The sequence below is a fragment of the Aureliella helgolandensis genome, assembly GCF_007752135.1.
In the GTDB taxonomy this organism is placed as follows: domain Bacteria; phylum Planctomycetota; class Planctomycetia; order Pirellulales; family Pirellulaceae; genus Aureliella; species Aureliella helgolandensis.
Map to the genome: position 1 here is coordinate 4124232 of NZ_CP036298.1, position 25768 is coordinate 4149999.

The 25768-nt window shown below is 55.8% G+C and carries 18 protein-coding genes; 12 read left to right on the forward strand and 6 right to left on the reverse strand.

Annotated features, from left to right (window positions below; translation table 11 throughout):
- Positions 1 to 694: 694 nt before the first annotated feature.
- The 3 genes from Q31a_RS14700 to Q31a_RS14710 all read left to right on the forward strand — a co-directional run bounded on the left by Q31a_RS14700 (position 695) and on the right by Q31a_RS14710 (position 3608).
- Positions 695 to 1621, forward strand: coding sequence for a DUF1559 domain-containing protein (locus tag Q31a_RS14700; protein WP_197356831.1), 927 nt, complete (start codon positions 695 to 697; stop codon positions 1619 to 1621).
- Complete coding sequence (locus tag Q31a_RS14705; RefSeq protein WP_145079163.1) at positions 1618 to 2076, forward strand: hypothetical protein; 459 nt, start codon at positions 1618 to 1620, stop codon at positions 2074 to 2076. Before Q31a_RS14700 ends, Q31a_RS14705 begins: the two co-directional genes overlap by 4 nt.
- A gap of 71 nt (positions 2077 to 2147) precedes the next feature.
- Positions 2148 to 3608 (forward strand): carboxymuconolactone decarboxylase family protein, encoded by a 1461-nt coding sequence (locus tag Q31a_RS14710; RefSeq protein ID WP_145079166.1) that lies wholly within the window; start codon positions 2148 to 2150, stop codon positions 3606 to 3608.
- 213 nt (positions 3609 to 3821) lie between these two features.
- Here the strand turns inward: Q31a_RS14710 and Q31a_RS14715 are convergent, their stop codons facing one another.
- From Q31a_RS14715 to Q31a_RS14730, 4 genes are all read right to left on the reverse strand, one after another.
- Positions 3822 to 4892 carry an aldo/keto reductase gene (locus Q31a_RS14715; RefSeq protein ID WP_145079169.1) on the reverse strand — a complete coding sequence of 357 codons (1071 nt, stop codon included), beginning with the start codon at positions 4890 to 4892 and terminating at the stop codon, positions 3822 to 3824.
- Positions 4889 to 5743, reverse strand: coding sequence for an amidohydrolase family protein (locus Q31a_RS14720; RefSeq protein WP_145079172.1), 855 nt, complete (start codon positions 5741 to 5743; stop codon positions 4889 to 4891). Before Q31a_RS14720 ends, Q31a_RS14715 begins: the two co-directional genes overlap by 4 nt.
- A gap of 98 nt (positions 5744 to 5841) precedes the next feature.
- Positions 5842 to 6282 carry a DUF2203 family protein gene (locus Q31a_RS14725; RefSeq protein WP_145079175.1) on the reverse strand — a complete coding sequence of 147 codons (441 nt, stop codon included), beginning with the start codon at positions 6280 to 6282 and terminating at the stop codon, positions 5842 to 5844.
- A gap of 738 nt (positions 6283 to 7020) precedes the next feature.
- On the reverse strand, positions 7021 to 8400 hold the full coding sequence (locus Q31a_RS14730) for a hypothetical protein (RefSeq protein ID WP_145079178.1): 1380 nt from the start codon (positions 8398 to 8400) through the stop codon (positions 7021 to 7023).
- A gap of 187 nt (positions 8401 to 8587) precedes the next feature.
- On the opposite strand from Q31a_RS14730, the gene Q31a_RS14735 reads away from it, so the two are divergent.
- From Q31a_RS14735 to Q31a_RS14745, 3 genes are all read left to right on the forward strand, one after another.
- Positions 8588 to 9547: an HD-GYP domain-containing protein gene (locus Q31a_RS14735; protein ID WP_145079182.1), complete on the forward strand. Its 960-nt coding sequence runs from the start codon at positions 8588 to 8590 to the stop codon at positions 9545 to 9547.
- Positions 9520 to 9954 carry a hypothetical protein gene (locus Q31a_RS14740; protein WP_145079187.1) on the forward strand — a complete coding sequence of 145 codons (435 nt, stop codon included), beginning with the start codon at positions 9520 to 9522 and terminating at the stop codon, positions 9952 to 9954. The genes Q31a_RS14735 and Q31a_RS14740 overlap by 28 nt, the downstream gene beginning before the upstream one ends.
- Positions 9955 to 10045: 91 nt before the next feature.
- Entirely contained in the window at positions 10046 to 11446 is a 1401-nt protein-coding gene (locus Q31a_RS14745; protein WP_145079190.1) for an undecaprenyl-phosphate glucose phosphotransferase, read from the forward strand.
- A 76-nt stretch (positions 11447 to 11522) separates the two neighbouring features.
- Here the strand turns inward: Q31a_RS14745 and Q31a_RS14750 are convergent, their stop codons facing one another.
- On the reverse strand, positions 11523 to 13136 hold the full coding sequence (locus Q31a_RS14750) for a hypothetical protein (RefSeq protein WP_145079193.1): 1614 nt from the start codon (positions 13134 to 13136) through the stop codon (positions 11523 to 11525).
- Between the two features lie 77 nt (positions 13137 to 13213).
- The gene (locus tag Q31a_RS14755) at positions 13214 to 14374 is read right to left on the reverse strand and encodes a DUF2062 domain-containing protein (RefSeq protein WP_145079196.1); all 1161 of its coding nucleotides are present in this window, start codon (positions 14372 to 14374) and stop codon (positions 13214 to 13216) included.
- Between the two features lie 720 nt (positions 14375 to 15094).
- On the opposite strand from Q31a_RS14755, the gene Q31a_RS14760 reads away from it, so the two are divergent.
- From Q31a_RS14760 to Q31a_RS14785, 6 genes are all read left to right on the forward strand, one after another.
- Positions 15095 to 16114 (forward strand): AAA family ATPase, encoded by a 1020-nt coding sequence (locus Q31a_RS14760; protein ID WP_145079199.1) that lies wholly within the window; start codon positions 15095 to 15097, stop codon positions 16112 to 16114.
- 26 nt (positions 16115 to 16140) lie between these two features.
- Positions 16141 to 17052: a DUF58 domain-containing protein gene (locus tag Q31a_RS14765; protein WP_145079202.1), complete on the forward strand. Its 912-nt coding sequence runs from the start codon at positions 16141 to 16143 to the stop codon at positions 17050 to 17052.
- A complete protein-coding gene (locus Q31a_RS14770) occupies positions 17049 to 19136 on the forward strand; it encodes a BatA domain-containing protein (RefSeq protein WP_145079205.1) in 2088 nt (695 codons plus the stop codon). The genes Q31a_RS14765 and Q31a_RS14770 overlap by 4 nt, the downstream gene beginning before the upstream one ends.
- A gap of 17 nt (positions 19137 to 19153) precedes the next feature.
- Positions 19154 to 21349 (forward strand): hypothetical protein, encoded by a 2196-nt coding sequence (locus Q31a_RS14775; RefSeq protein ID WP_145079208.1) that lies wholly within the window; start codon positions 19154 to 19156, stop codon positions 21347 to 21349.
- 81 nt (positions 21350 to 21430) lie between these two features.
- A complete protein-coding gene (locus tag Q31a_RS14780) occupies positions 21431 to 24742 on the forward strand; it encodes a hypothetical protein (RefSeq protein ID WP_145079211.1) in 3312 nt (1103 codons plus the stop codon).
- 30 nt (positions 24743 to 24772) lie between these two features.
- Positions 24773 to 25762 (forward strand): hypothetical protein, encoded by a 990-nt coding sequence (locus Q31a_RS14785; protein ID WP_145079214.1) that lies wholly within the window; start codon positions 24773 to 24775, stop codon positions 25760 to 25762.
- The last annotated feature ends 6 nt before the right edge of the window (positions 25763 to 25768 follow it).

The following is a 25768-nucleotide window of genomic DNA, read 5'->3' on the forward strand; positions in this document are numbered from 1 at the left end:
CTTTCCGATTGCCCGAACCTGACGACGCGCCTTGTTCCGGAGCGTTTCTCGACGCGCTTCAACCTTGATGAAGCAAACTGCATCAAGAGCAGAACCTCTGACGGCATCTTCCGTCCACCTCGAGTCTAACCTTGGCATGTTTCAAATGTCTTGGTCGTAGCTTGATGACTTGGTTGAATTGCATGCTGCAATCGACAATCAGCATCGTTGGTGATTGCGCTGGCTTCAGTGATTGAATCAGTGCTGTGTTGTGGGTTGCCTGGTGCCATTCCATGTCGCTGGCCTGCGTCTCGTAGACTGCGAACTGCCTTTCTATCAATCGGTCTGAAGTGTCCAGGACCGCCTAACAAGCAATCTGCTGCGTTACCGTGCGCACACTGTTGCATCCGTTCTGGATGGAGCTTGCACTCGGCAAGCGGTTGCTCAAGCCGTCAAAGTCGTCCTTGGAATCGGACGAAATCGTTGTGGTCCATAACGCGCTGAACAGCAATTTTCCAATGCACAAACTTCCAATGCACAAACGCAGATGGACTTTGCTGCGCGGATTGAAGGACGCGGTTCCATTCGACCGACTTCGGCCAAACTCTTCCAATCATTCTCAATGGCAATCTGCCTCAATCCTAAAGACAACTCAATGTTTCTAAAAATACAGACTCCTCTTGTTCGAAAGCATCTGCCCCGAAGGGCGTTCACTTTGGTTGAACTACTCGTGGTGGTCGCGATCATCGGTGTACTGGTGGGATTGCTTCTGCCTGCGGTTCAAGCAGCCCGAGAAGCGGCCCGAAGAATGCAGTGTAGCAATAACCTAAAGCAGATCGCACTGGCTCTACACAACTATGCTTCTGCGAACCAGCGTCTTCCATCCAACGTAAACCACGTCTCAATGTCGGCTCATGCCGCGCTACTCCCCCATCTTGAGCAAGGGAATGCAGCGAATTTGATCGATTGGGGAGTTTCGTGGAGCCATCCCAACAACGACCTTGTGCGCGTGACGTCGGTATCCACCTTTAGCTGTCCATCGGATCCAGTGAGCGACTCACCAGTGGACTGGGCGACGACGAACTACAGATGCAACCAGGGATCGGGCTTCCTAAATGGCCTACCCCCAACGGACGCTTCCGACGCCAACTATGGACAACCAGAACCCAATGGACCGTTTGTCCCCAAGCAGTATTTGAAACTCAGCAGCATTACTGATGGCACCTCGAACACCGCTGCTTTTAGCGAGCACGGCATAGGAGACTTCAGCAATGCGGTATCAAGTCCCATGGACACTTTCTGGCCCAAAACCTACCCCGACACTGCGGACGAGGCCATGGAATTCTGCCAAGCCATTGATCCGTTGGACCTGCAGTTTCAGCGAGTGAGTGACGTGGGGGCCCCATGGCTGCAGGGGTACCATTCGACGTCGAGCTACTTTCACGTGTCTCCACCGCAGTTTCGATCGTGCATGTTTCCGCCTGGGCGAATTGCTACGACAGCAAAAAGCTATCACACCGGAGGAGTTCAAGTTGCGCGATGCGATGGTTCCGTCAATTTTGTGGCGGAGAGCATTGACATAGCCGTCTGGCGTTCGCTTGGCAGTCGCAATGGAGGCGAAAGCCTAGGGAGCTTGGAATGAGTAAGCAAAGGATGCGTGGCCGTTCGACCTACGCAGCCCAAATTCGGTATCGAGCGACCACTCCAGCCACGGTACGTTCGATGGTTAGAAGTCGCTGGCTGCTGATGGGAATTGTAGTCCTAGGCTTAGCCTGTACCCCTCAAGCGATTCCTGCCTCTGACGTCGGGGAAGCTCGAGCCATTTTGACGACCGTTCTGGATGCTTGGCAGGCTGGCAAGATCGCCGCGGATCTGCGGGAGCAGAGTCCGCCGGTCTACGTGGCGGAGGAATCCTGGGAGAACGGTACACCGTTGCTGAGCTACGAACTGCTCGACCAAGGTGCGCTCCATGGGACGAATGTCCGATTTGCAGTGACGCTACGTACAAAGACCGCGAAGAAGGCGGCCAGGCAGCTTAAAGCCTTCTACTTAGTGACCACGCGCCCCGCCCTCACCGTCGCGCGTGCTGATCGGTGACAGTGCCGATTGGGAGCCCAATACTTTTGATCAACAATATCTAAAATCAACCAACTCAAATCAGGTATCCAATGAAATTTCAGAATTCTTACATCCGTCTACTACTGCGCAGCTTATTTGCATTCGTAATCATGGGGGAAATCAATCTTCAGGGACAAACTGCCGTGGATCTCCCACGTCCCACTCCCATCACTCGCCCGGAAATGAAGTCGCTCCTCGAAACTGTTAAGGAGCGTACACCACGGATTCCTCTACCCGATTTGACTGAACGAGATCGCGAGATTCTAGGTCAGCGGTCTGACGATTATGAGACGCGCCTAAAGTATCACTTTCTCCCTCAGCTCGATGGAGCAGCAATGAACGGGAAGATGCCTAGAACAGGCAATTCTCCTCGAGGAAACTTTAGGAGCTCTGAGGAGGGGATGACGCTCGACTATGGTTTTAAGGTGGAATTGTTCTGGATTGTTTCCCGTGTCAACAACTGTCAATACTGTCTGGGGCATCAGGAGTCGAAGTTGCTCAGCGCTGGTCGAAGTGAAGATCGTATTGCCATGCTCGATGGCGATTGGCGCCAGTTCCAACCCGCCGAGCAAGCGGCCTATGCTTTTGCGCGAAAGTTCACTTTCGAACCCCATTTGTTGGTGGATGAGGATATCGAGCATCTCACAATGCATTTCGACGATCAGCAAATCATTGAGATGATTCTTTCCATGGCGTGGAACAACTCGATCAATCGCTGGAAAGAAGGCGTAGGGGTTCCACAGCGTCAGGATGAAGGGGGCTACTCCCGACTTGATGTGTCGAAGACTCCTCAAACACTTCAACAGGTTGCCGAGTCGGTCGTTCCACTCCCACGTGGCAGCTACGAAACGCCAACTTCCCCTGCATTCTTAACGAAAACGAGTGGCGTGGCTGTAGTGCATTATGATCGCCGCACGGGACGTGCGACTACCGCCACGGTGGAACATCGTCCAGCGTTGGAAGATCGATACAGCGTGCTGCGTTCACTCGCAGCCACTCGGACTCGCAGTGCCAGGTTGCCCTTGGTGGATGGACAACACGTGGCGGCTCGACTCAATCTTGAGCAACATTCGATAGAACCACAGGCTTGGTTAAGGTTGCTCGCCAATTTTCCGCAGGAGGGAAAACGTCGAGCCCAGGCGTTGTTGGCCGCTGAAGAGGATCCGCAACTCGATCCGTTGCTGGTCGCGCAATTAGGCTGGATCGTGGCCCGCAAAGATCGAGCTTGGTATGCAGCCGGCCGCGCAATGAAGAAGCTCATGGATCTCGGACAATCTATGGACGAAGTCTTCGCGCTCGATGCGGACTGGTCCGGTATGTCAGGCGAACGCCAGGCATTGTTTACGGTTGCTCAGAATTTAGCAGCCTCACCTGTAGTACTGACGGACGCGCAAGTGGCAATCGCGGTCGAACGAACGAGTCCAGGGGAAGTGACGCGAGTGGTCAATCTGGTAGCCCAATATGCTGCCTTCAATCGACTCACGGAAGCCGCCGGGTTGGCCTTGGATTGATCTCAACATCACCCACAGCAGAGAGCTTGTGTAGGGTAAGGGGCCAAGGCGTGCGATCCAAAAGCATACCTTGGCTCGGGATTCGCAAGAAAAAAAGTGGAAGCAGTGTCCAGTGGAAGCAGTGTCCAGAGGAAGCAGTGTCCAGTGGAAGCGATATCCAGTTGTGTGCCGCTGCCGGACGCCAGGTGCACCGTGTAGAGTGCCTTGCACGGGCTACACGTACGGATAGCTTGGATCAATTAAATGCAAATGTTTCATTTCCAGCCAAAATTCGCTGGGCACCTGGCTGTCTAAGGATTGAATATGAGATTCGACGCGATCCGCGCGACTGGAGCTGAGCGCAATGGAGCGAATGCTGGGATGAGAACGGCCAAAAGCCACTCCAGCGTTGAAGGGCGAGATCTGGTGCGCTTCGCAACATTGTTGAAATTGTTCGCGCCACTTGAGCATTTGAGCATCGGCTGAGTCCTGGGGATCGACAGCGCGATAATTGAAAAATTCGCCGCCCAGCAGAAAGCCACCGTGAAAGAGGGCCGAATTGATGAGTGTCACCCCGCGTGCGGCGAGTGAGTGCATCAATTCGATCAAGGCGGGTGGGTGTTGCATGATCGTGAAGCTATTCGCAAACATGACCCAATCAAAATCGCAGTGCTCGGAAAGTTCGCGGATGGTTTGCCAGTTTTTAGCGCCCACGCCGGTGGCGAGCACTTGACCTGCATCGCGCAGCTCAATCAAGGCGCGGTAGGCGCCCAAAATGTCATCCATTCGCCGCGAGCGATCGGTGCGATCTGTAGCCGCGGCAAGGTATTCATCGGGGTCATGGACGGAGACCAGTTGCGCAGAGAATTTACCGAGCAGCTGATTCCCTTCCTCCCAACAGCGTAGAATCCCATCGTAGCTGATGTCTTGAACGGCATCGAATTTGAGATCAACCCAGGCGCCCGGTTCAAAGGTTGGTTCTGGAGTCACGAGTGGAGTCCGACGCCATCCCAGTTTATTACTAATGAAGACTTGATTCGGATCGGCTTCGAGTGCCTCGAGCTCTCGACCGATGACTTCCAGTGAGAGCCCCGCGCCGTACTTACCAGCGGTATCGATCACGACTGGCGAGAAGCCACTATCAATCCAGGCAGCCACGATGTCGTTTTTCTCTTCGTCATCAATCGCTCGAAACATATTGCCCAGGCTGGTAGCACCGAAGATCAACGGTGGCAGTTGCAGTTTCCCTTCGCGATTGAACCCTGGTCCCGAACGCGTGCGGTTGCTACCTGCTTGATCTGTCATGTTCCATCCTTTGGAGTTTCTAATTGCAAACCATAGGCTTTGATAGCGGAATCCGCCCAAAACCACTTCTGTTCTCCTGCGGACAGCCCCCCAGTCAATTCTTCGACTGCGGCAACCCACGCTTTATACTCGCTGCGCAGCAAGCAGACTGGCCAATCGCTACCGAACATTAGCCGTTCAGGGCCAAATGATTCGAGCGCTACATCCCAATAGGGCTGCAGGGTTTGAGCGGACCAACTCGCATCGCGAACCTCGGTCACCACACCGGAGAACTTGCAACTTACGTTGGGACGCAGGCTGAGCTCCTTGATATTGCGAGCCCAAGCCTGATCAAATTCGGATTCCCTTACGGTGGGTTTCGCAATGTGGTCCAAGACAAAGACTTGGTTGGGGTGCTGGTCGACGAACGAAATTGCTTGGGGCAATTGTCGGGCATAGATCAGAAGGTCGTACACTAGACCGTAGGCGTTCAATTGTGCGATGCCACGCCCAAAATCTGCGTCGAGAAGGAAATCGTCGGGTTCATCCTGTACGACGTGTCGGACTCCTTTGAGCCAAGGCGACTGAACCAGCAGGTCGAGTTCATCGCAGACGCTCGGTCCGGCCAGTTCGACCCAGCCTACCACGCCGGCGATCATCTTGGAATCTTCGGCCAACCCTAGCAACCACTGGCTTTCAAGGATCGACTGACGGGCTTGTACGGTAATCGCAGCGGAGACACCGGAAGAGGCAACCGCAACTTCAAGGTCAGCGGCCGTGAAATCGCGTCGCAGGAGCGACATTTCGGAATTGATCCAGCCATACTGCTCCGCAGAGTAATCCCAAAGGTGATGATGGCTATCGATGCGCACGGTCGTTCCCGAACAAAAGAGGTGGAATTTGGAGAGGCGGCAACGTGAGGGGTGGGGCGATTGCGGGGGACACACGGCTTACCCGCGTTTGACGCCGACTACTCAGCCGTGGGCAGTTCCGAGCGTCGCGTTGAGTAGGGCATGTCGGCAAATCGCCAGAATTGAACCGTTTTCTCGCCTGTGCGCCAAGAGAAAAAGGCTTCTCGTCCATTCACGATGGTGGGGAATTCAATCCCGCCCTCTTCGGTCTGTCGTAAAAATACGCCCAGACTCTCCAGTTCGGCACGGTAGCGCCAAATTTTCTCGTACTCTTCCTGCAGATCCGCGCGGCTTTCCGCCAATTCGTCATCGTAGAGCGGTCCAGACGAGAGCGTTGTGCCCTTTCGGAAGAGTCGATGCAAGTCCGTACGACGTCCGGTAACGTTACGAAACACTTCCGCGATATCGGTCGCAATCGATCGCACCAGCGGAAGCATTGCGTTCGCTTCTTCAATGGAGAAGCGCTTGGTGGATTTCGTCGAAGTAGCGTTGTCGTTCATTGGAAATGTTCAGCGCTGGCTACTGAGGTGTGAATGCCAATAAATATTCACATTCGAAATCGACCGCATCTTCCGGAAACACGTGTGTTTACAACGGCGAGGCCCTCTTATCAGCAAAGCCTCAATTTTATCTCACGGTTGACGGATTGTCTAATTCAGACCTGGTCCACCAACTTTATAACAAGCGAGACTGCGTTACAGCTATTCGCTTCGGCGCGCAATTCCTTTTTCAGGAGTCGCTTGCTCGTGACGCATCCAAAGCTCCCACTCCTTCAACATCCCTAGCATTTTCCTGAGTCACACGCCGCTGACCTCATCGCGAAGGCGCGTTCCTTCGAGGCCGGCGGCCATCGCTTCCGTATCACTGTAGTGAGCGGCACAACTAGTCGATCCTCCGCTAGCTCGGGGCTACCCCTGCAACAATTGCAGGGATAAATGGCGGGCTTGCATGGATGCAAGCTGATTCTCTAAGCACTAGGAACCAATCCCGCCAGCCAGGGCTCAGCGGTCGCACTACTTCTTGCGGTGGCGAATCTTCGCGCGATTCCTTCGCTTCTTACGTCCAACTTTCCGACGACCTTTTCCGCTTTTCTTAACGCCCACTAATCGATTCCTGTTAACAACCGCAGAGAAATAAAATGACGAATATCATTCCGATCGCTTAGTCTAGCAATAGCAGGCACTTAAGCGAAGGTGATATTGGTCGGTTCGCGACAAGAATTTGCACGCAATCCTATTCTAGCCACCAGATTCCATGGTGGAATGGGAGGCACCGTCTGCATTGGGTACTAATGCCGACACCGCCTCTACCAACTCATGATCGGCACTTGGCATGATAAAACGTAGGTCAAAGTAGGCATGAGTTGCGTCGTAATCTGCCAGAATTGCCCGACCCTCCCGGTGCTGCCGCAGCGGATCGGTAATCGAGGCGACAGTCGATCGGGGAGTTAATTTAACCGCCCAATTCGAAAGTTCGTAGCGATTCCAGGGGGCGGGCCCGATTGGAATACGGCGTTCCACGGCTTCGGCCATGGCAATGGGACCGTAGTCATTGAGCTGGATTACCAGTCGACTGGCGCGATCTTTCAGATTTTCGGGGTTCAGCTGCAGTGCGGAGGCTACTCCAGCTTCGGACTCATTCCCCTGCTGTTCGAATTGCAATGTGATTACGGCTGCGGCTAGCCCAGGCCCGCTCAGGGCAACACCACCCATGTCGGCCAGCCGCTGCAATTTCCCTAAGCGAGCGTCCTCGCCGGCTACCAATACGCCTCTTGGACCTCCTAGCAGGAAGTTCAGTGGCAAAATAATGCCGTCGACGCCGCTCGCCAGCCGCTGACTGGCCAGGGGGCAATGCAGCGTCTCAGCCACGGCGGGACTAACGACGCCGTCCAGCAGAATCTCTAGGACTTGGGCTCCGCTTGCTTGAGCTGCCTCAATCGCGGCGGTTCGCTGCGCGGCGGCTTCCGATGGGGGGAGACTGTTGGGGCTGACCAAAACCACTAGCTGACTTGGCTGCACCAGCGTCTGTTGCCAGTCATCCACCGTGGTCTGATTCGTAGCCCCAATCTCAGTGATTGGCAAGTTGGCTAATTCCAAGAGCGAGCTGACGTCTCCCAGTACGGCGATGCGCAGCAGATCACTGCGGGCGACCACTAGACTCGTTGCCCCAAACTGCTTGGCGACGAGACGCAATGCATTGCCCACATCGCTGACCCAAGCGGTATGGGCGCATCCCAGCGTCGTTCGGCCAACCTGTTGGGCACGCATCTGAAGCTCTTCTAGGAACTGGAATGAAAGTGCGGCATTGGCGTAGCCATAGGCAACTGCGGAAGCCATGGAGCTACCCGCAAGTTGAGGATGAAAGAGCTGTCCCGTGGCGTTAAGCACGGCCGTTGCAGCCCGCCGACTACCCTGGATTCCTGTCATCGATTCCAGCCACACGCGGGTCTGCCGCCACGCATCCTGCATCTTCTCAATCGGGTTGAGCTCTTTGACCCCCATTTTGCTCAGCGTCTCGCGAACGCTGGCTGTTAATTCTGGTTGCTGGAGCACATCGAGGACTCTTTCCATAGCCGCTGCGGGAAGGATATCGTCGAGTCGCCGAGGTATTTTGATCATGCCTGAGTCCGGTTGGCTGTGGTGGATGCTAATGGGGGGCGTAGTTTGGTAGCGGAAGTCCCAATTGTAGCGGATTTATAGGACTGGAATGCTAGACGCCTAGGTGCTTTTTAGTGGAGCTTGCCGCATGCGCCAAAAGTGGGGCTAACCTTTAGCTCAGTGTTCTCCAGTTGTGAGAGTGGATGCCATGATTGATACAAGCCGTGATAGTCTGATTCCGATCAGCTTAGCCACTCTGTCGGTAGATACCGCATTGGGGATTGATATTTATTTGCGGAGCAGTGTCCGCGATCGCCCAGTCCTCTTCTGCGGTGGAGACGACATACCCGATCGCAAGCGTTTTGCGCGTCTCTGTGAGGATGGGGATGTCCGGCTGTTTATCGATCGCAATGAACGCCCCAAATACCAAGCCTACCTGTGTGAAAACATTGACACGTTGCTGGAGAACGAAAGCTCCATGTCGCCCCTGGAGCAGTTGTCTGTCTTGAGCGAAGTCATGCGTGACGTGCTCGACGAGCAGTTCTCAAAACGCGATACCGGTCAAATCGTTACCATTTCGCAGAAGCTCGGGGAGTGCACCAGTCGCGTACTCAGCAACCAACCGCCGCTGACTAAGCAACTTTGCAGCGTCCTACACCATGACTATGCGACCTTTACACACAGTACCAATGTCTCTCTGTATTGCTCCGTGCTAGCCAAGGCGCTCGGTTTTAGTGAGCAGGATATAAGCGAGGTTGCGGCTGGCGGTTTGTTGCATGATGTCGGCAAATTGCAAATTGATCCGCGAATCCTGACTAAGCCGGATCGACTCGATGAATTTGAATATCGAGAAATTCAGAAGCACCCTACGATTGGATTTTGCGAATTGAGAGAGCGCGAAGATGTAACGCTAGCGCAGCTAATGATGGTCTACCAGCATCACGAGCGGTGCGATGGAAGCGGATATCCCGTCGGGATTACTGCCGAGGAAATTCACCCCTACTCCAAAGTCTGTTCTATTGTTGATGTGTACGAGGCCTTAACTTCCCACCGACCTTACCGTCACCCGATGACCGTCAGTACAGCACTGTCAGTTCTCGAGCGTGGTGGCGAGCGCGAATTTGATCCGGAGATGCTACGATGCTGGCGCCAACTAGTGACGGAGTGACCGATGGTAGCTTGCCCGTACCGCCGCTACTCGTACAACTCCCCAAAGAGCTCGAAAAGTTCTTTCAAGAGTCGGGGTATCTCTCCACGACCGCTGAAGAAGAGCGCCGCAATGCGCGCTTGCGGGTGCGACAAGTCGGTACGATGACAATGGAGCTGACGAAACGCTCAGAGGTGCTGTACTCCTCCGATGATTTTTCAGCAATCAGCTCCGTGTTGATCAAGGACCTTTCACGCAGTGGAGTTGGCTTTCTGTACCACCGGGAAGTGTTTCCGGGAGAAAGCGTCCAAATCCAGTTGAAAGGACGACGACTCAAAGCCAAGACCGTGCGTTGCCGTCGTTTAGGACCGAAATGTTACGAAGTCGGCTGCTTGGTTTCGGTCGTTGGCCGCGATACCACGGCCTAGTGCGGAGCCCCCTACGCCTGGGACTTCCGTCGACCAGCGAATGACTCTTGACTCACCACTTACCACCAGAGAACTGTCCACCCATTCCGCTATGTCGAACCTAAGAATCCACATCTCCAAGTCCCCGCTGAATTTTATCCAGCGCGTCTGTGATGCTGCAGTGATTGGTTCGACCCTTTATGCTAGCCAGTGGCTTACGGGAAACGCGATAAGTGATCGAACTCTGCTGGCAATTCTAGTCGCCATCGGAGTTTACTCGATGGTGAGCGAAGCCGCTTCCGCGTACCGAGCCGACACGGGGCGATCAGCGAATCACGATCTTGCGATCGTGTTGTCGAGCTGGCTGGTTACCGTTTTGCTGCTGGTTGTGATCGCCTTCTTCAGCCGCCATAGCGAGTATTTTGCGCGTGCAAGTGTGCTGAGCTGGATCTTCCTAGCGGGCGCCGCATTGGGCCTTTCACGCATGTTGTTTCGCATCGCCATTGAGCTGATGATCGCCAGTGGCTGGTCGACGCGTCGCATGGCCATCGCGGGGTTGAATGAGCTGGGTGTGCAACTGATGCGGAATGCGGAAGCGAATCCGAGCTGTGGACTGAAGATGGTCGGCTTCTACGATGACCGGGCAAAAGATCGTTGGCTGGTGAAAGATCATTCCGAACAGTTTTTGGGTTCGCTCAATCACCTCGTTGATGAAGCGAAAGCTGGAAACATTGATACGGTATTTGTCACTCTGCCGATGCGAGCAGAGTCTCGCATTCGCTGGTTGCTCGAGCAATTGGCGGACACTACCGTCAGCGCCTATATCGTCCCTGACTTCTTTGTCTTTGAACTGCTGCACTCGCGATGGAATAACATCGGGAATCTGCCAGCGGTGAGCGTCTTCGAAACTCCGTTGTACGGAGTCGATAGTTGGCTAAAAAGAGCCTTTGACTTAAGTATTGCAACTTTGGGGCTGATCGCAATATCACCGATTATGGTTGCATGTGCGATACTCGTTAAAGTGTCGAGTGCGGGGCCCGTGTTCTTCCGACAACGGCGCTACGGCTTAGATGGGAAAGAGATCTGGGTCTGGAAGTTTCGTTCCATGCGAACCTGTGACAATGGAAGCGTTGTAGCTCAAGCCACCAAGGCGGATCCACGGATTACCCGGATTGGTAGTGTGCTGCGGAAGACTTCCCTCGACGAACTGCCCCAGCTGTTCAATGTAATCGAAGGCTCGATGTCGCTGGTGGGGCCACGCCCCCACGCCTCAGCGCACAATGAACATTATCGAAAACTGATTCGTGGTTATATGCTCCGCCACAAGGTCAAGCCTGGGATTACAGGTCTCGCTCAAGTTGAGGGATACCGCGGCGAAACAGAAACGCTCGACAAGATGCAAAAGCGGATCGATTTCGACCATCGCTACATTCAGCAATGGTCCCTATGGCTTGATTTCAAGATCCTAGTTCGGACTCTGTTCGTCGTCTTCAAACAAGACAATGCTTACTGATCCGTTCACCACTGCGGCGAATGCTTGGATGAGCATGCGCGAGGCTGGCGCTGCCGGTCGAGTGGATTCAACTCACCTAGCGTTCGATCCGGAATGGCTTGCGATCAGCAAAGACCGCACCAGACGTTTCTTCCAGCTGTCTCTGTAGCTTAGTTTTGGCTTGAGCAATCGTGTCGTGTTGTTGCTCTAGGGCTTGGGCCGCAATATCCCATTGAGTCTCGAATGCCGCCTGCATGCGTTTGACTGAAGCCGCATGGCTAGCCTCTAATTCCTCGCGAACCGCAACGCGGTTATCGGTGGTCGGGTGCATTTCTTCGATGATCCGTAACACCCCCTCTGGAAGGCTCCCAACGACGGCAAAGGATGGTGTTGACCAAGTTCCTGACAAAGCGATTTTCAAGATTTGGTCCTCGCTTCCGCCAGCCTGCATAGCAGATCCCAACAGGCTAGCCTCAGGACTAGTGAGTTGCGTCAGAGAGGCTGCATCGAACTGAAGCTCACCCTGCACCTCCTCATCCTCCACCGTCAGCCAGCCCCTGAAGTTCGGTTGGGCGGCCGCTGCTTGGTCTCCGGAAGATTGAGCACCGGAGGAGATGAGTGTGTCACTGAATTCAACAGTACGCGAACGCTGCATTTCGACCTGCTGTACCAAGACGCGATAGTCCCTGGCTGGTGACGAGCACTGAAATTCCCATTCCCCGGCGGAGGTGCTCCAATGCCCGTTGGGGTCGGTTTGCTTAAGTTTTCCCCAGAGTTCAAACGGATACTCTTGGCCAAAGAAGGCGAAGTCTCCGTGGACATGCATGTTGGCAACCTCAAAGAACGGTGTTGATCTCGAGCTGTGCCAAATGTTTTGGTCATAGGCAGGTGGCTGGTGGGAAAAACGAGATTGGGTCAACCGCGTTGCAATCTCAACATAAGGAACCGCCTGTTGCCACAGTTGCTTTACCGCTACCTTGATCAGATTCAATTCCGCGTCGCGGCGGCGGGCAAATTTTGCGGACTGCTTACTTTGTTCCTCAAAATAGGATTCAAGTTGTTTTAAGTCACCACGCAGCAAGCTGGGCATTCGCTCAGCGGATGCAAGGAATTCCTCTTTGAGCAAATCCAACTTGGAGGCGAGTTCAACCTGTTCCGCCTCAAGCACCAGGACTTTTTTCAGACGGTCACTTAGCTCGCGTTCTAGTCGGAGCGGATTGTCGGTTTGCGCCGTAGCCTTTCCAACTTCGGCGCATACAGCCTGAAGTGTTCCAGCTTGAGCGGCGAGTTCCTGGATTCTATCGGCGTATTGCTTTGCGACACTCTCGGGATCGTTCAAGCAACGAAATTTCTCGGCGAGTGCACTCCAGTCGTATTCGGCGTGCCGCGTGTTGAGGAATTGTTCCCAAGCGGATGGGGTTGCGTTTGAAACATTCCGTAGTTCAGGTACGACCGCATTGCCCATAAAGAGCCGTGCGTCACGAACGAGGAAATGCGGTACCTCAAGCCGTTGGTTGACTAGAGAGTTCCACTCCACTGCCAGCCAACCGCGTTCTGCCGAAAAACCAAAGCTGCGACAGCCATGCTGAGAAGCCCAGCGCATGTCCCGTATTTCGATGACAGAGTGCTGTGGATGAACATGCAGTCCGCCGACAGCGACGTCGGAGGAAATCAAGTTAGCGACCAACAGCTGATCGATCCAAGTACGCATCGGACGGATCATCAGGCACGCACAACCTGCTAACAGGATGCAGGTTCCCCACCAGAGTCGTCGCCGGCTTACAAGCATTAGTGATCAATCCTGTCGCGAATTGTCTTGAGGTGGTGGAGAAGGTATCGCAGTGCCTCTTCGTGACGCGTTTCAATGCTCACCACCGTAGAATCGATGGCTGGGCCGGGAGTCTCCGCATCGGTGGACGAGGCGAGCGGTGAATCTGCAACCGTCGCTCCCGGGCGCAATTGCGTTCGCTGCGCCGGCTCGCTGGCCCCTGACGCAATGCCCTCCGTCGGCGGATGTTTGGCGGCGGAGTGAGGTGCGGAGAGGGGATGTGAATTTGACGTAGACATCGTTGGCGGGGCAGCCGGATTGGCCGACGCCGGTGGAAGTGGTGTGTTGTCGTACTTGGACGGCGTTGCCGCTGGCGTTTTGTGGCGAACTTCAATGAACGTCTCTGAATCGAGATCTGCTAGAAGTTCGTCGACGAGGGACGTGATCTCGACAGCCCGACCAAGCGTTTGTGCTGTATCGGTAACGTGCGAGCCACTTCCGGTGGAGTAGGTGTCGTGGCAGTCGTTCAAGACCTGTTGCAACTCGACGGCGGCCGGTGGCAGTGACGTCAGGGAGTCTCCTGCTACGGGGACAGCCCGCTGGGATGCGTCTGTCGCCGCAGCCCGAGGTTCCTCACATTGCAGCGAATCTTGGGAAGCGATGGTAGCGAGTCTGTCAGTTTCCGGTGAGGACTCAATCGCCCTTTGAGATGCCTCGGTCTGCTCAGACGCGACGCTCCATTGGTCTTCGCCGACAGATGGTTTGCGCAACATGGGCTTGAGCAATAGATAGCACACACCGAAGGTGGGAATGAACAACAGGCTCCCCACAATGCAGCCGCCTAAGACCAGGGAGTTTTGAAGTCCAACCCAGGCGAGCATTCCAATTGCATCCCAGCGTGTCCACCAATCGTTGAGGCTCGAGGAGTGCAACCACTCCAACCCCAAGCTCCCGATGGCTGCGTGGGCCGGGTAGGCAAGTATGCTCACCACCGCAGCACTGGCCGCAAAAGCCATGAGGTGAACCGGCAATAGTACCGTCAGGCAGGCGAAGGCTGCGAAAAGAACGCTAAGTTTTGGTAGCAATCCACACAGGACGCCCCAGGCAATCGCCAGTGCGACTTGCGCGGGGGCGTGCCTTGAGGAGGTCACTCTCAGAAGGCGGCAGAGCATCCTGCTCATTCAGCCAACTCCAATTCGTGTCGTGCAAGTCCAGTGTGCTAGGGCCGAGCGATTTGGCGCCACTGCGAGCAAGTACTCGCCGCTCCACTTGCTTGGAACGCATGGCAGCCCATCCATCGGTTCCAGTTGTTTCGAAAAGTCGCGTCTTAGGGTTTAGGGAAAGGGATCTTTCCAGGACGCACTTGGTAGCTCATGGCCGAATTCCCTCCCCGTCTCCCCCAAACCCCCAGATTGGTTTGCCTGCATTGCACCCCACCTGAGACGGCTGGGAGTGGCACGCCATCCTCGGCTTGAGGCACCCATTGGGCTGTCAGAGAGGGCGTGTCTCAGCAACCTAGCGTCAGCTGCAGCCGGCTTCAGTACCGTGACTTAGGGGCTAGGATCGGCAGGCAAGGTGGGCACCGGTCTTCGCGAGCGATTGGAGCTCCAGCAAGTCTGAACTGCTCGCTGGAGGCCACGCCCAGGACGTTACTCGGCGCGTGACCGGTGGGGCTTGGCCCAGTCCATGATTGCAGACTGGGTTTCATGTCCGTGGCGTTGCTCGGTAAGGGGACCTGTTGCGGGTCGCAGCTGGTGGCAGATGGCACCGATCGGGGGGCGTACTAATTTCCTGTCCGATTGTCTCAGCACGCTGCGTCGGCTTTGTTTATACTGCTTGCCAGCCTCGTATTCCGGCCCGGCAAACAAAGGCAAAGGCTTGAGTCCCTTACAGGAAGCATCATGAGTTCAGGTATCGCAGACGTAAAGAAACTGAGTGACGATGATGTGCAAGCCATCGATCGCTTGCAGCAGGCCTACCGTCAACTCGTGGACGAGTTGGGCAAAGTCATTGTGGGGCAACGCGATACGATAGAGCAACTTGCGATCTGTCTTTTCGCGCGACGCCATGCACTCTTAATGGGCGTGCCCGGGTTGGCCAAGACGCTGCTGGTGAGCAAGTTGGCGGAGACGCTATCGCTCAATTTCAACCGCATCCAGTTCACGCCCGATTTGATGCCCATGGATATCACCGGTACGGATATCTTGCAGGATAGCGAGGGGGGCCGCCGGGAGTTTCAGTTTATCCAAGGGCCGGTGTTTGCCAACATTGTGCTGGCGGATGAGATCAATCGTGCACCGCCAAAAACACAAGCTGCCATGCTCGAAGCGATGCAAGAGCAGCGAGTCACCGTGTTGGGGAAAGTGTTTGATCTCCCTCCGCCGTTCATGGTGCTAGCTACGCAGAATCCTGTGGAGCAGGAGGGGACCTACCCCTTGCCGGAAGCACAGTTGGATCGTTTCATGTCCTTGATCGAGTTGGACTACCCCAACGAGGAGGAGGAGATTCAGATTGCGCGCACGACTACCGGAGACGATTTGGTTACGCTGCGGCATTTGATGAGCGCCGAGGATATCATTGGCCATCAAAACCTCGTCCGTCGAATACCGGTGCCGGATCACATTTACACCTATTCCGCTCGACTGGTGCGTAAGACTCGGCCTGGCGGGGAGACTAGTCCCGACTGGCTCAAACCGCTGGTGTCGTGGGGCGGTGGACCGCGCGCGGTACAGAATCTGATTTTGGGCGCCAAAGCCCGAGCTGCCTTGCATGGCAGTTACATGGTTCGCAGCGAAGATGTCAAAGCCGTAGCACCCTCGGTTCTGACTCACCGCATCATCACCACCTTTGCAGCTCAGGCGGAGCGCGTATCTGCGAAAGATATTATCAAGAGGCTGATCGAAGAAACCCCTGACGCTTAGCCCCACCTCTACGCAAACGCGAACCTATGAGTACAGATCGACAGCAACGCAGCTTTCTCGACCCGGCGCTGCTTGCGCGGTTAGGAGCCCTTCCACTCCTATCCCGCAAGCCGATGTTGGGGAGTGTCTCTGGCCGCCATTCAAGTCCGCACCGAGGGGCCAGCGTCGAGTTCGCTGAATACCGCAAGTATGTTCCTGGAGATGATTTGCGTCGGCTGGACTGGCGGGCCTACGGCAGGACGGATCGCTTTTACATCAAAGAGTTCGAGGCCGATACCAATCTGCGGATGGTCTTGGTCGTCGATACCAGTGGTTCGATGAACTTCGGGTCTGTGGGAGCCACGAAACTCGAATACGCACGGCGTATCGCTGGCGCGTTGAGCTATTTGGCGATCCAGCAGGGGGATGCCGTGGGACTCGCTTGCGTCGCGCAAGGCATTGCTCAGAACATACCGGCGCGCCGAAGTCCGGCGCATTTGAGTCAGATTTTCGATACGCTCGAAGCGGCTCAGCCGCAGGGAGAAACCGGCTTGGTTGCCGTGTTGCACGAGTTGGCGGAGACCGTCCGCCAGCGTGCCCTAATCGTCGTCTTGTCGGACTTCTTTGTGGAGCCGGAAGAGCTCCGCGAGTGTTTCGAGCACTTGAGGTTCCGCAAGCATGACGTCTCAGCATTCCAGTTGCTTGATCCCGAAGAACTGGCCTTTGACTTCCAACGCCCGACACGGTTTATCGATATGGAAGGTGGAACCGCGATCTTCGCCGACCCCGTGGAAATTGCCGATCGTTACCATCGCGCCTTGGCGGAATATTTAGAGAGCTTACGCAAAGTCATGCTGGAAACCGCCGTCGATTATCGACGAGTGTCGATCGATACCGAATGTGAAACTGAGTTGAAGAACTTCTTGGTGGAACGAGCGATGCGGAGACGCGGATCATGAGCTTTCTCCAGCCGCTGATGCTGATTGCTTTACCTCTAATCGCCCTGCCCATTCTGATTCATCTGATCAACCAATGGCGGTATCAAACGAAGCAGTGGGGGGCAATGATGTTTCTGCTCTCTGCCAATCGGATGAATCGCGGCTTTGCCAAGCTGAGGCAATGGTTGATCTTGGCCATGCGGACTCTGGCCATTGCCGGCCTGATTTTGGCCGTTGCTCGCCCCTTGGCCAGCGGGATGTTGGGCTGGACCGGTGGAGGCAAGACCGACACCACTCTGGTCCTGCTCGATCGTTCGCCCAGTATGCAACAGCAAGGAATCGGTGGCGACACCAAGCTGGCGACCGCCCGGCGGCAACTCACCGACGCCTTGCAAACCCTGGGGAGTCAACATTGGGTGACGATCGATTCGACCACCGGCCGTCCCCAGGCGTTCGAATCGCTGGCCGCTCTAATGGACTCACCGGCACTGGCCGCATCGAGTGCCACGGCAGATCTTCCCAGCATGATGCAGTCCGCCCTAGATTACCTGCAAGAGAATCGGCCGGGACCGACCGAAGTCTGGATCGCCTCCGATTTACGGGCCAAGGACTGGAATGCAGACAGCGGATCCTGGAGCTTGATTCGCGAAGGGTTCGAGCAGTTGCCCCAATCGGTTCGCTTCAATCTTCTGGCCTATCCGAGTCCCACTAAAGACAATTTGGCGATTCGCGTCAGTGAAGTCCGCCGCGCAAAGGTGTTGAATCAGGGCGTCGATAGTAGTGAACTGCTGTTGTCGATGACCATTACCAAGTCGAATGCGAGTTCGTCTACTACCGCATCAGAATCTTCCGCTTCGGCGCAGGCCAACTCGGTCGAGAGTGTTCCGGTGGAGATCGAGATCGATGGCGCCCGCAGTACGCTGACCGTCGAACTATCCGGCAACCAAGCCGAATTGCGCAACCAACGCGTTCCCTTGGCTAGCCAACAACAGCGTGGCTGGGGGCGAGTCTCACTGCCGGCAGATTCCAACAATGCCGACAACGACTTCTATTTCGTGTTCGACGACCCGCCTGTGCGACGCGTGGTCATCGTCACCGAAGACCGCTCCGCGACGCGTGCGGTAGAGATTGCTGCAGCGGTGACCGAGGATGGAACGGACAATGCAGCGGTGGAAATCTTGACGCCCGACCAGCTCGATTCGCTCGTACTCGATGAAACCTCTTTGCTGATGTGGCAAACGACGCTGCCTGGAGCCGACTTGGCTCCAGCCATCGAAGACTATGTAGACAAGGGGGGGCAAGTCTTGTTCTTTCCTCCCACCAGCTTGACCTCGGGCGGTTTGGGCATGAGCAGCGGGCAGTTCCTGGGGATAGCGTGGGGCGCCTGGCTCGACAATCAAAAGGAGGTCTTTGTCGAAAACTGGCGGGGAGATCAGGACCTCCTAGCGGCTACCGCTAGCGGCACGGGGCTGCCCGTGGGGCAGTTGAAGCTAAGCGGTTACGCGCGATTGAAGACCGAAGAGGATTTGACTCGACTGGCAACACTGACGGGCGGTGATCCACTGCTAGCTCGCTTGCCGACCGAACGCGGAGGAGTCTACTTCTGCACGGCATCTCCCTCTCCAGCCGCTTCCTCCATGGCAGAGAGCGGCGTGGTGTTATTCGTTACAGTTCAACGCGCCATCCTCCGCGGACAGGAAGCTCTGGGCAATACCACGCAACGCACGGCGACGGGCGGAGACATGGATTCTGGGGGGGCCAGTCAGACGGTTGATTGGCGCCAAGTCGCAGGGCCTGAGGAAGTCTTGTCGACCGAGTTTGGGTCGCAGGCGGGGGTCTATCGCACCGAAAAACGAATGTTTGCTGTCAATCGCGATGCTTCCGAAGATCGCCTTGAACAAGTGGGGGATGAACGTTTGGAAAGTCTTTTTGCAGGCTTGCCGCTGGCCCGAGTTGACGAGCAAGCGGGAAGTCTCTCGGGAATCGTGCGCGAAGTCTGGAGAATGTTTCTTATCTGCATGATCGTGGCCCTGTTGCTAGAAGCGATTTTGTGCCTTCCACGTTACCGACCGTCTAACCAACTCGGTCCCAAAGCCACCACTTGATTTAGGGTTCAGTCTGAATGACAGAGACCAGTTTTGCTTTTCAGTGGACCACGTTGTCTTTGGTGATTTCGGTCGTCGCGATAGTGGCAGTCTGCGCACTGAGCTGGTTGACATGGCTGCGTAGTGGCATGCGCCGCGCCGTCTTTTTTCTAGAAATGCTGCGCGTCGCGATTGTCGCGGTAGCAATTTTTCTATTGAACCAACCCGAAACTTTGCAAGAGTTTCGGCCCACAGAGAAGCCCACTCTCGTCGTGCTGGGCGATCGTTCGCTGAGCATGAATACGCAAGATGTAGGTTTGGAGACCGATTCTTCCCTACCGCTAGTCACTCGTTCCTCGGCGGTCGACCCGATGCTCGACCCGTCTACCTGGGAGATGCTCAACGATGACTTCGAAGTCGTTCTAACTCCATTTTCGACCGCCGACGCAGCGTCGAAAACCAATCTTCATGAAGCGTTGATGCAGTCGCAAACCGAGCATGCCAGCTTGAGAGCCGTGGTGCTTGCTTCGGATGGAGATTGGAACGAGGGGTTGCCTCCCGTTCAAGCCGCCATGCGGATGCGACTGGCCAATGTGCCCATCTTTAGCATGCCTATCGGCTCTCAAACGCGACTTCCGGATCTGGATTTGTTGAGTTTTGATGTCCCTACCTTCGGCGTCGCAGCGAAAAATGTGCGTATTCCGTTTACGATCGAAAGCTCGCTGCCGCGCGATCATGTGGCTCAAGTTGAATTGAGAATTTCCGATGGTACCCTACTGAAGCAGCAGGTTCAGGTCGCGGCGATGGGACGCACCACCGATGCGATCGTTTGGAAACCCGATGCGGTCGGCGACTACACGCTATCGCTCACGATTCCGGCCTATCCTGGTGAGCAGATTACCGCCAACAACACTCGGGAAACTCCCATGGTTGTTCGCGAGGAAAAGCTCAAAGTCTTGGTGATCGAATCTCTACCACGCTGGGAATATCGCTACCTTCGCAACGCGCTCTCGCGCGACCCCGGAGTTGAGGTCAGCTGCCTGCTGTTTCATCCAGGCTTAAGTAAAGTTGGTGGCGGAAATCGGGATTACATTCCAGCTTTCCCCGAAGGGCTCGAGGAGCTCTCGCAGTATGACGTGGTGTTTGTGGGAGATGTAGGCCTAGAGGAGGGACAGCTGACCGAAGAGCAATGCCGATTGCTCAAGGGCCTGGTGGAACAACAGGCCAGTGGACTCGTCTTCATGCCGGGCATGAAAGGGTATGAAATGTCACTGGTCAATTCTCCACTCGATTCGTTGTTGCCAGTCGTCTTTGACGAAGCACAACCGACGGGTTGGGGCTCTCGGACGCCAAGCCATTTTGGGCTCACCGAATTAGGCCGCCGGAGCTTGCTGACCAAACTGGCGGACACTCAAGATGAAAATCTGCAAGTCTGGCAGAACCTGCCGGGTTTCCAATGGAATGCACCGGTGATTCGCGCCAAAGCTGGGACCGATGTCTTGGCGGTTCACGAGGAGTCGTCCAATGAGTATGGACGCATCCCGCTGTTGGTTACTCGCACGTTCGGTGCCGGCAAGGTGCTCTTTATGGGCACCGACGGTGCGTGGCGTTGGCGGCGTGGGGTGGAAGACCTTTACCACTACCGATTTTGGGGACAAGTCGTGCGTTGGATGGCCTACCAACGCAATATGGCTGAAGGCGAGCAAATGCGGTTCTACTATTCCCCCGAACAACCTCAAGTACGGCAAACGGTCGCGTTGAATGCGAACGTGATGGAGAAGAGCGGTGAACCGCTAAGTCGCGGAGAGGTTACCGCCCGTTTCACGGCACCTTCGGGACGCAGTGAAATGGTGAAATTAGCAAGCACCGGGGCTGAATGGGGCGCCTTTGCAGGTGTGTTTACGCCGACCGAGCCGGGGCCCCATCAAGTTGTATTGCGTTGCAAAGAGAACAATAGCGAGCTGCAGGCGACGCTCTTTGTGCAGGGAGCCGTGCTGGAACAAATGGGAAAACCGGCCCGCCCGGAAGTTCTGGCGGAATTGTCGCGCGTCAGTCGCGGTCGGGTAATTCAGGAAGGTGATTTTACCCAAATTATCAAAGCGGTTACGGAAATGCCCTCCCCCCCGAACGAAATTCGACGAGTTCAACTCTGGAGTCACCCGCTGGCCGCCGCTACGCTTATAGTATTACTGGGGATGTTTTGGATCGGGCGGAAGATGATTGGCCTGATCTAACCCCATTGTCCCATCCATTTTGACCGTTCACCCGCGTGGCAAGCGCCCGTGTGAGAACGTCGTCACCCGGGAGTCGAACGCATGAATACTGTCCCGACGGATCGATCCAATACATCATCCCCCACCGCAGTCGAACGCTTGGTCGTTCCGCAGTCCCTGCAGGCACAACTTTCGGAATTCCGCCGTCGCGTGTGGAGATCCAAGTTGGGAGAAGCCATCGTGTTGGGGCTGGTGGCCGTGTTGCTGGCCTTTCTCACGGTCTACACTTGCGATCGCCTGTTAGACACACCGCGCAGTGCGCGAACCGCGATTTTTCTGATTGCCCTGGCCGCTTGGATTGCAGTCCCCTGGGCCTTGCATCGCTGGATCTGGAAGCATCGCAGCCTGGAGCAGTTGGCCCGCCTCCTGCGCGTTCGCGAACCGGCAGTCGGCGATCAACTGTTGAGTGTTATTGAATTGGCCGAGGATGATTCGGAGCAGGCTCGGTCTCGTACGCTGTGTGCGGCTGCAATAACGCAGGTGGCGGAGACCGCCAAGACTCGCAATTTCAGGGAGGCCGCACCTCCCACGCGGCTCCGCGGCCTTTCCACGGTCTTTGTCTTGGCTACATGCGCCACGATCGTCCTGGGGCTACTCTTTCCTGCCGCGGTCGGAAACGCATGGGCACGCTTGGCAACTCCGTGGCGCGACACGCCGCGATACACGTTCACCGAGATCGAAACACTTCCGCCCAATCGCGTCGTAGCTCACGGCGAATCCTCCGAACTGGACGTGGTGTTGAAGACCGACAGTCGCTGGCAACCGGCTGCAGCCACTCTTCGGATCGAGAGTCTTCCCGCGATGACGGCGGAACTCGAGGAGGGGGTATATCATTTCGAATTGCCACCCCAGACGTCACCTATTGTTGCTCGTTTGAAGGTTGGGGATTTTGTCCAATCACTGCGAGTAGAACCCAAACTTCGGCCCGAGCTCACGTCGGCTTCAGCGCAGGTGCAACTTCCGGAATATCTCCAACGCCCACAAACGGTAGAGCAAGATGTCCGTAGTGGTTCGCTGAGCGTGGTAGAGGGGAGTCAAGCGACGGTGCGAGCGACCGCTTCCCGTCCGTTAAATCGGGCGACGGTCAATGAGGTAGAGGTGCCTGTCGAGGAGGCCAGTTTTGCTACCGCCAGCCTACCGGTTGCCGGAGAGGCTTCGAGGCTTAAGATGAATTGGGAGGACTTTGATGGTCTCGCTGGCCGCGATGCCTTTGAGCTCACCGTGCAGTCACTGGTTGACGAACTGCCGTCGGTGGTATCCCAGAATTTGCCGCGGCAGGCGGTCGTGCTCGACAGCGAACAGATTAACTTTCAAGCTTTGGCAGCGGACGACTTTGGAATCAAGCGGTTGGGGATGTCTTGGAAGGGGCTCGACGACCGATTGTTGGCCGATGCCGCTGAAGGCGAGAAAGTTCTGTCTGCCGGAGCACCCGAAAGCTCTTCCATGCAGGTCCCCGCAACGTTTTCAGCCAATTCTCTCGAGATTCCGGCGCAGCCGATTGAAGTTCGATTGTGGGTCGAGGATTACAAGCCGGATCACGAACGGGTCTACTCGCAGCCGCATTTGCTCTATGTCCTCACGGCGGAACAACACGCGATCTGGATTACTGAGCAACTCAGTAAATGGCATCGCGAATCGCTCGATGTCCGCGACAAGGAATTGCAACTTCACGCGACGAACAAGCGTTTACGCGAAATGTCCGAAGAAGAATTGCAAGATGAAGAGTTGCGAAAGGAGTTGCGGCGACAGTCCTCTCTCGAAGCCTCCAATGGCCGAAGACTTGCCGGACTCTCGAAGAATGGCGAGGATCTATTGCGGCAGGCCGCGCGCAATCCGGAAATTGGCGTGGGGCATTTGGACCGCTGGGCGGAGATGTTGCAGGTCTTGAATGACATAGGTGCCAATCGCATGCCATCGGTGTCCGACTTATTGCAAAAGGCTGCTGCCGAGACCAAGCTGGCCCGCCCCTCGAACAAGAAGACCGCCCCGGTGGCTGGCCAGGTCCGCAATGCGAGTGGCGGTTCAGGGCCACCTTCGGAAGAGAAAGAGAATCAACCCGAGCAGCCGATGATCCCGAAAGTGGTCGACAGCGAGTCGTCCATGCAACCACAGGAAAATCAAGAGCAAGAAGAGTCGGGCCCACCCAAGAAGAAGTTTAACGGCAGCCGCCAGGGGCTAGCGGGTACGACCCTCGCCGGCCCTGCGAAGTCCTCCCCCAACGATCCTGAGGAAGAGGAGCAGGAGGAAGAGGAAACGATGGATCAGGCAATTCACGAACAAGCGGATCTGTTAGCAGAGTTTGAGAAGATCGCGGATGAGCTAAATACCGTTCTAGCCAATCTCGAAGGTTCCACCCTGGTCAAGAGGCTCAAGGCCGCTTCGCGTGAGCAAAACCAGGTGGCAGAAAAGATCAGTTCGCGAATCGACACGATCTTTGGACGCGGTAAGCAGCTGCCTGCAGAAGACAAGGAAATTCTGAAGGAGCTGACGGTCGTTGAAGAAAAGAGTAGCCAGGCCATCTCCTACATCATGGACGATATGCAAAGCTACTTTGAGCGTCGCCGCATGAACCAATTTAAAGTTGTGCTGGAAGATATGAAGGAATCGGAAGTGCTCGTGGCGCTTCGTACCCTCGGTGAAGAGATCCCCGTCGAGCATGGTATGTCCATTGCCCAAGCCGAATATTGGTCCGATACGATGGATCGTTGGGCTGAGGATTTGGTCGACCCGGCCGGGAGCGGACAGTGTCCCGGTTGCAAGACCTCCGACTCGCTGCCGCCATCGTTGATTCTGGAAGTGCTCCGCATCCTTGAGAGTGAAGTGAATTTGCGCGAGGAGACGCGAGTGGCGGAGCAGGCGCGCAGTGCAGTGGAAAACTCTGTCCACCGTCACACAGCGTTCGGCCTGCGAGATACGCAAGAGGCACTCAAGAAACGGACCGATGCGGTAGTGGTCGATATCCTCGAGTTGCCGGAAGGCACGCAGCGTTTTGGTAAAGAGATTGACTTGTTGACCTCCGTCAGCCGTGTGATGGCGGATGCCCAGTCGATTCTTGGCTCCGAAGAAACGGGCTCCACCGCCATCGCAGCAGAGACGGAAGCCATCGAATTGTTGCTACAGTGCAAACGCATCAATCCCAAGGGCGGAGGCGGTGGAGGAACGTCACCGGGGGGCGGCGGAAAGGGGACTACCCAAGATTCAGCCCTCGCTTTGCTCGGCAGTGGACTCAACCAGAACGAGCGACGCGAAGCTCGTGATGTCACGCAGGCCACCGGTGATACCGGGCGAGTACTGCCAGCGGAATATCGCGGCGGGTTGGACGAATATTTCCATCGCCTAGAGCAAGGGAAGTAGTTTTCCATGTTGTTTGATGGGAGGTTCAGAATGCAGCAGTCTGTCGCTAATGGCTCGTTTGCCGGTGGCGGGTTCCTCTTCGGAAACTCACCACGAACGGGCCGCTGCCTTATGCTGCTGCCGATTCTGCTTTGTTCGCTCGTTGGCTCGATCCGCGGGCAGGAGCAGCTGAAGGACGAAGCGGCTGCGGTCAGCGACGACGTGCCTGCTGCGGAGATTGGTGAACATCCGGCAGAGCCGATGGTTGCCGACGATGCCGTCCCGTTAGCAGCTGAAGCTGAAGGAATGGTCGCGCCCTTGGCGGTGATTGAACCAGCCGAGGTGCAAGTGGAAGATGTTATCAATGAATTTCAAGCACCGGGCGACGTCCGAATCCAGCTCCTGTTAAACTATGTCAGTGTTCAAGCCGGTTTGGCTAGGCGTACTTGTGAGCTTTCGGACCAACAGGAACTGCGGCTCAAGGAGATTGACCAGGCGTGGTTAGCTAAGGAATTGCAACAGCTAGAACGCAGGGATGTGCCAGCTCGTGGCATCATTGGTGGTATTGCGAGATTCCTGGGAGGCCAGGCTGTGCAGCCGGAGATACAAGCCCAGCAACCTGCCGAACCCTCCGAACAAATCCCCTTGGTCTTCAAACGCATCGATGCTGAGTTCGAGGGCATTCTGGATGAAACTCAGTTCGCAGAGTTTCGCCAAGAATGCGATGCCAGGGAACAGTTTCGTCGCGAAGCGGCGGCAGAGTTGATGGTCACCGTGTTGGATCAACACCTATACCTGAGCTTCGATCAACGCGCCGCTCTCAAGGAGGGAATTGCCAAATGGGGAGGCGGGCAAGACTACTATTGGGGATTCTATTTTCAAAATCTCCAGTATATCCCTGTGGTACCGGATCGGGTGGTATCCCCGTTGCTGACGCGAGAACAGAAGAATCGTCTAGGTGCACTGCAACGCTGGGATTACAGTCGTATCGATCTCCAGGTGCAAGGCGGCGATATACCTCCCGTACCCTTTGACGAGTGAGCTCGC

What these genes read in the sequence shown, in the direction of transcription:
- Q31a_RS14765 (WP_145079202.1), top strand. Translation starts at nt 16,141, where the DNA reads ATGAGTACAGATCGACAGCAACGCAGCTTTCTCGACCCGGCGCTGCTT.
- Q31a_RS14770 (WP_145079205.1), top strand. Translation starts at nt 17,049, where the DNA reads ATGAGCTTTCTCCAGCCGCTGATGCTGATTGCTTTACCTCTAATCGCC.
- Q31a_RS14755 (WP_145079196.1), bottom strand. Translation starts at nt 14,374, where the DNA reads ATGAGCAGGATGCTCTGCCGCCTTCTGAGAGTGACCTCCTCAAGGCAC.
- Q31a_RS14735 (WP_145079182.1), top strand. Translation starts at nt 8,588, where the DNA reads ATGATTGATACAAGCCGTGATAGTCTGATTCCGATCAGCTTAGCCACT.
- Q31a_RS14730 (WP_145079178.1), bottom strand. Translation starts at nt 8,400, where the DNA reads ATGATCAAAATACCTCGGCGACTCGACGATATCCTTCCCGCAGCGGCT.
- Q31a_RS14715 (WP_145079169.1), bottom strand. Translation starts at nt 4,892, where the DNA reads ATGACAGATCAAGCAGGTAGCAACCGCACGCGTTCGGGACCAGGGTTC.
- Q31a_RS14750 (WP_145079193.1), bottom strand. Translation starts at nt 13,136, where the DNA reads ATGCGTACTTGGATCGATCAGCTGTTGGTCGCTAACTTGATTTCCTCC.
- Q31a_RS14745 (WP_145079190.1), top strand. Translation starts at nt 10,046, where the DNA reads ATGTCGAACCTAAGAATCCACATCTCCAAGTCCCCGCTGAATTTTATC.
- Q31a_RS14775 (WP_145079208.1), top strand. Translation starts at nt 19,154, where the DNA reads ATGACAGAGACCAGTTTTGCTTTTCAGTGGACCACGTTGTCTTTGGTG.
- Q31a_RS14780 (WP_145079211.1), top strand. Translation starts at nt 21,431, where the DNA reads ATGAATACTGTCCCGACGGATCGATCCAATACATCATCCCCCACCGCA.
- Q31a_RS14705 (WP_145079163.1), top strand. Translation starts at nt 1,618, where the DNA reads ATGAGTAAGCAAAGGATGCGTGGCCGTTCGACCTACGCAGCCCAAATT.
- Q31a_RS14785 (WP_145079214.1), top strand. Translation starts at nt 24,773, where the DNA reads ATGCAGCAGTCTGTCGCTAATGGCTCGTTTGCCGGTGGCGGGTTCCTC.
- Q31a_RS14740 (WP_145079187.1), top strand. Translation starts at nt 9,520, where the DNA reads ATGCTGGCGCCAACTAGTGACGGAGTGACCGATGGTAGCTTGCCCGTA.
- Q31a_RS14760 (WP_145079199.1), top strand. Translation starts at nt 15,095, where the DNA reads ATGAGTTCAGGTATCGCAGACGTAAAGAAACTGAGTGACGATGATGTG.
- Q31a_RS14725 (WP_145079175.1), bottom strand. Translation starts at nt 6,282, where the DNA reads ATGAACGACAACGCTACTTCGACGAAATCCACCAAGCGCTTCTCCATT.
- Q31a_RS14710 (WP_145079166.1), top strand. Translation starts at nt 2,148, where the DNA reads ATGAAATTTCAGAATTCTTACATCCGTCTACTACTGCGCAGCTTATTT.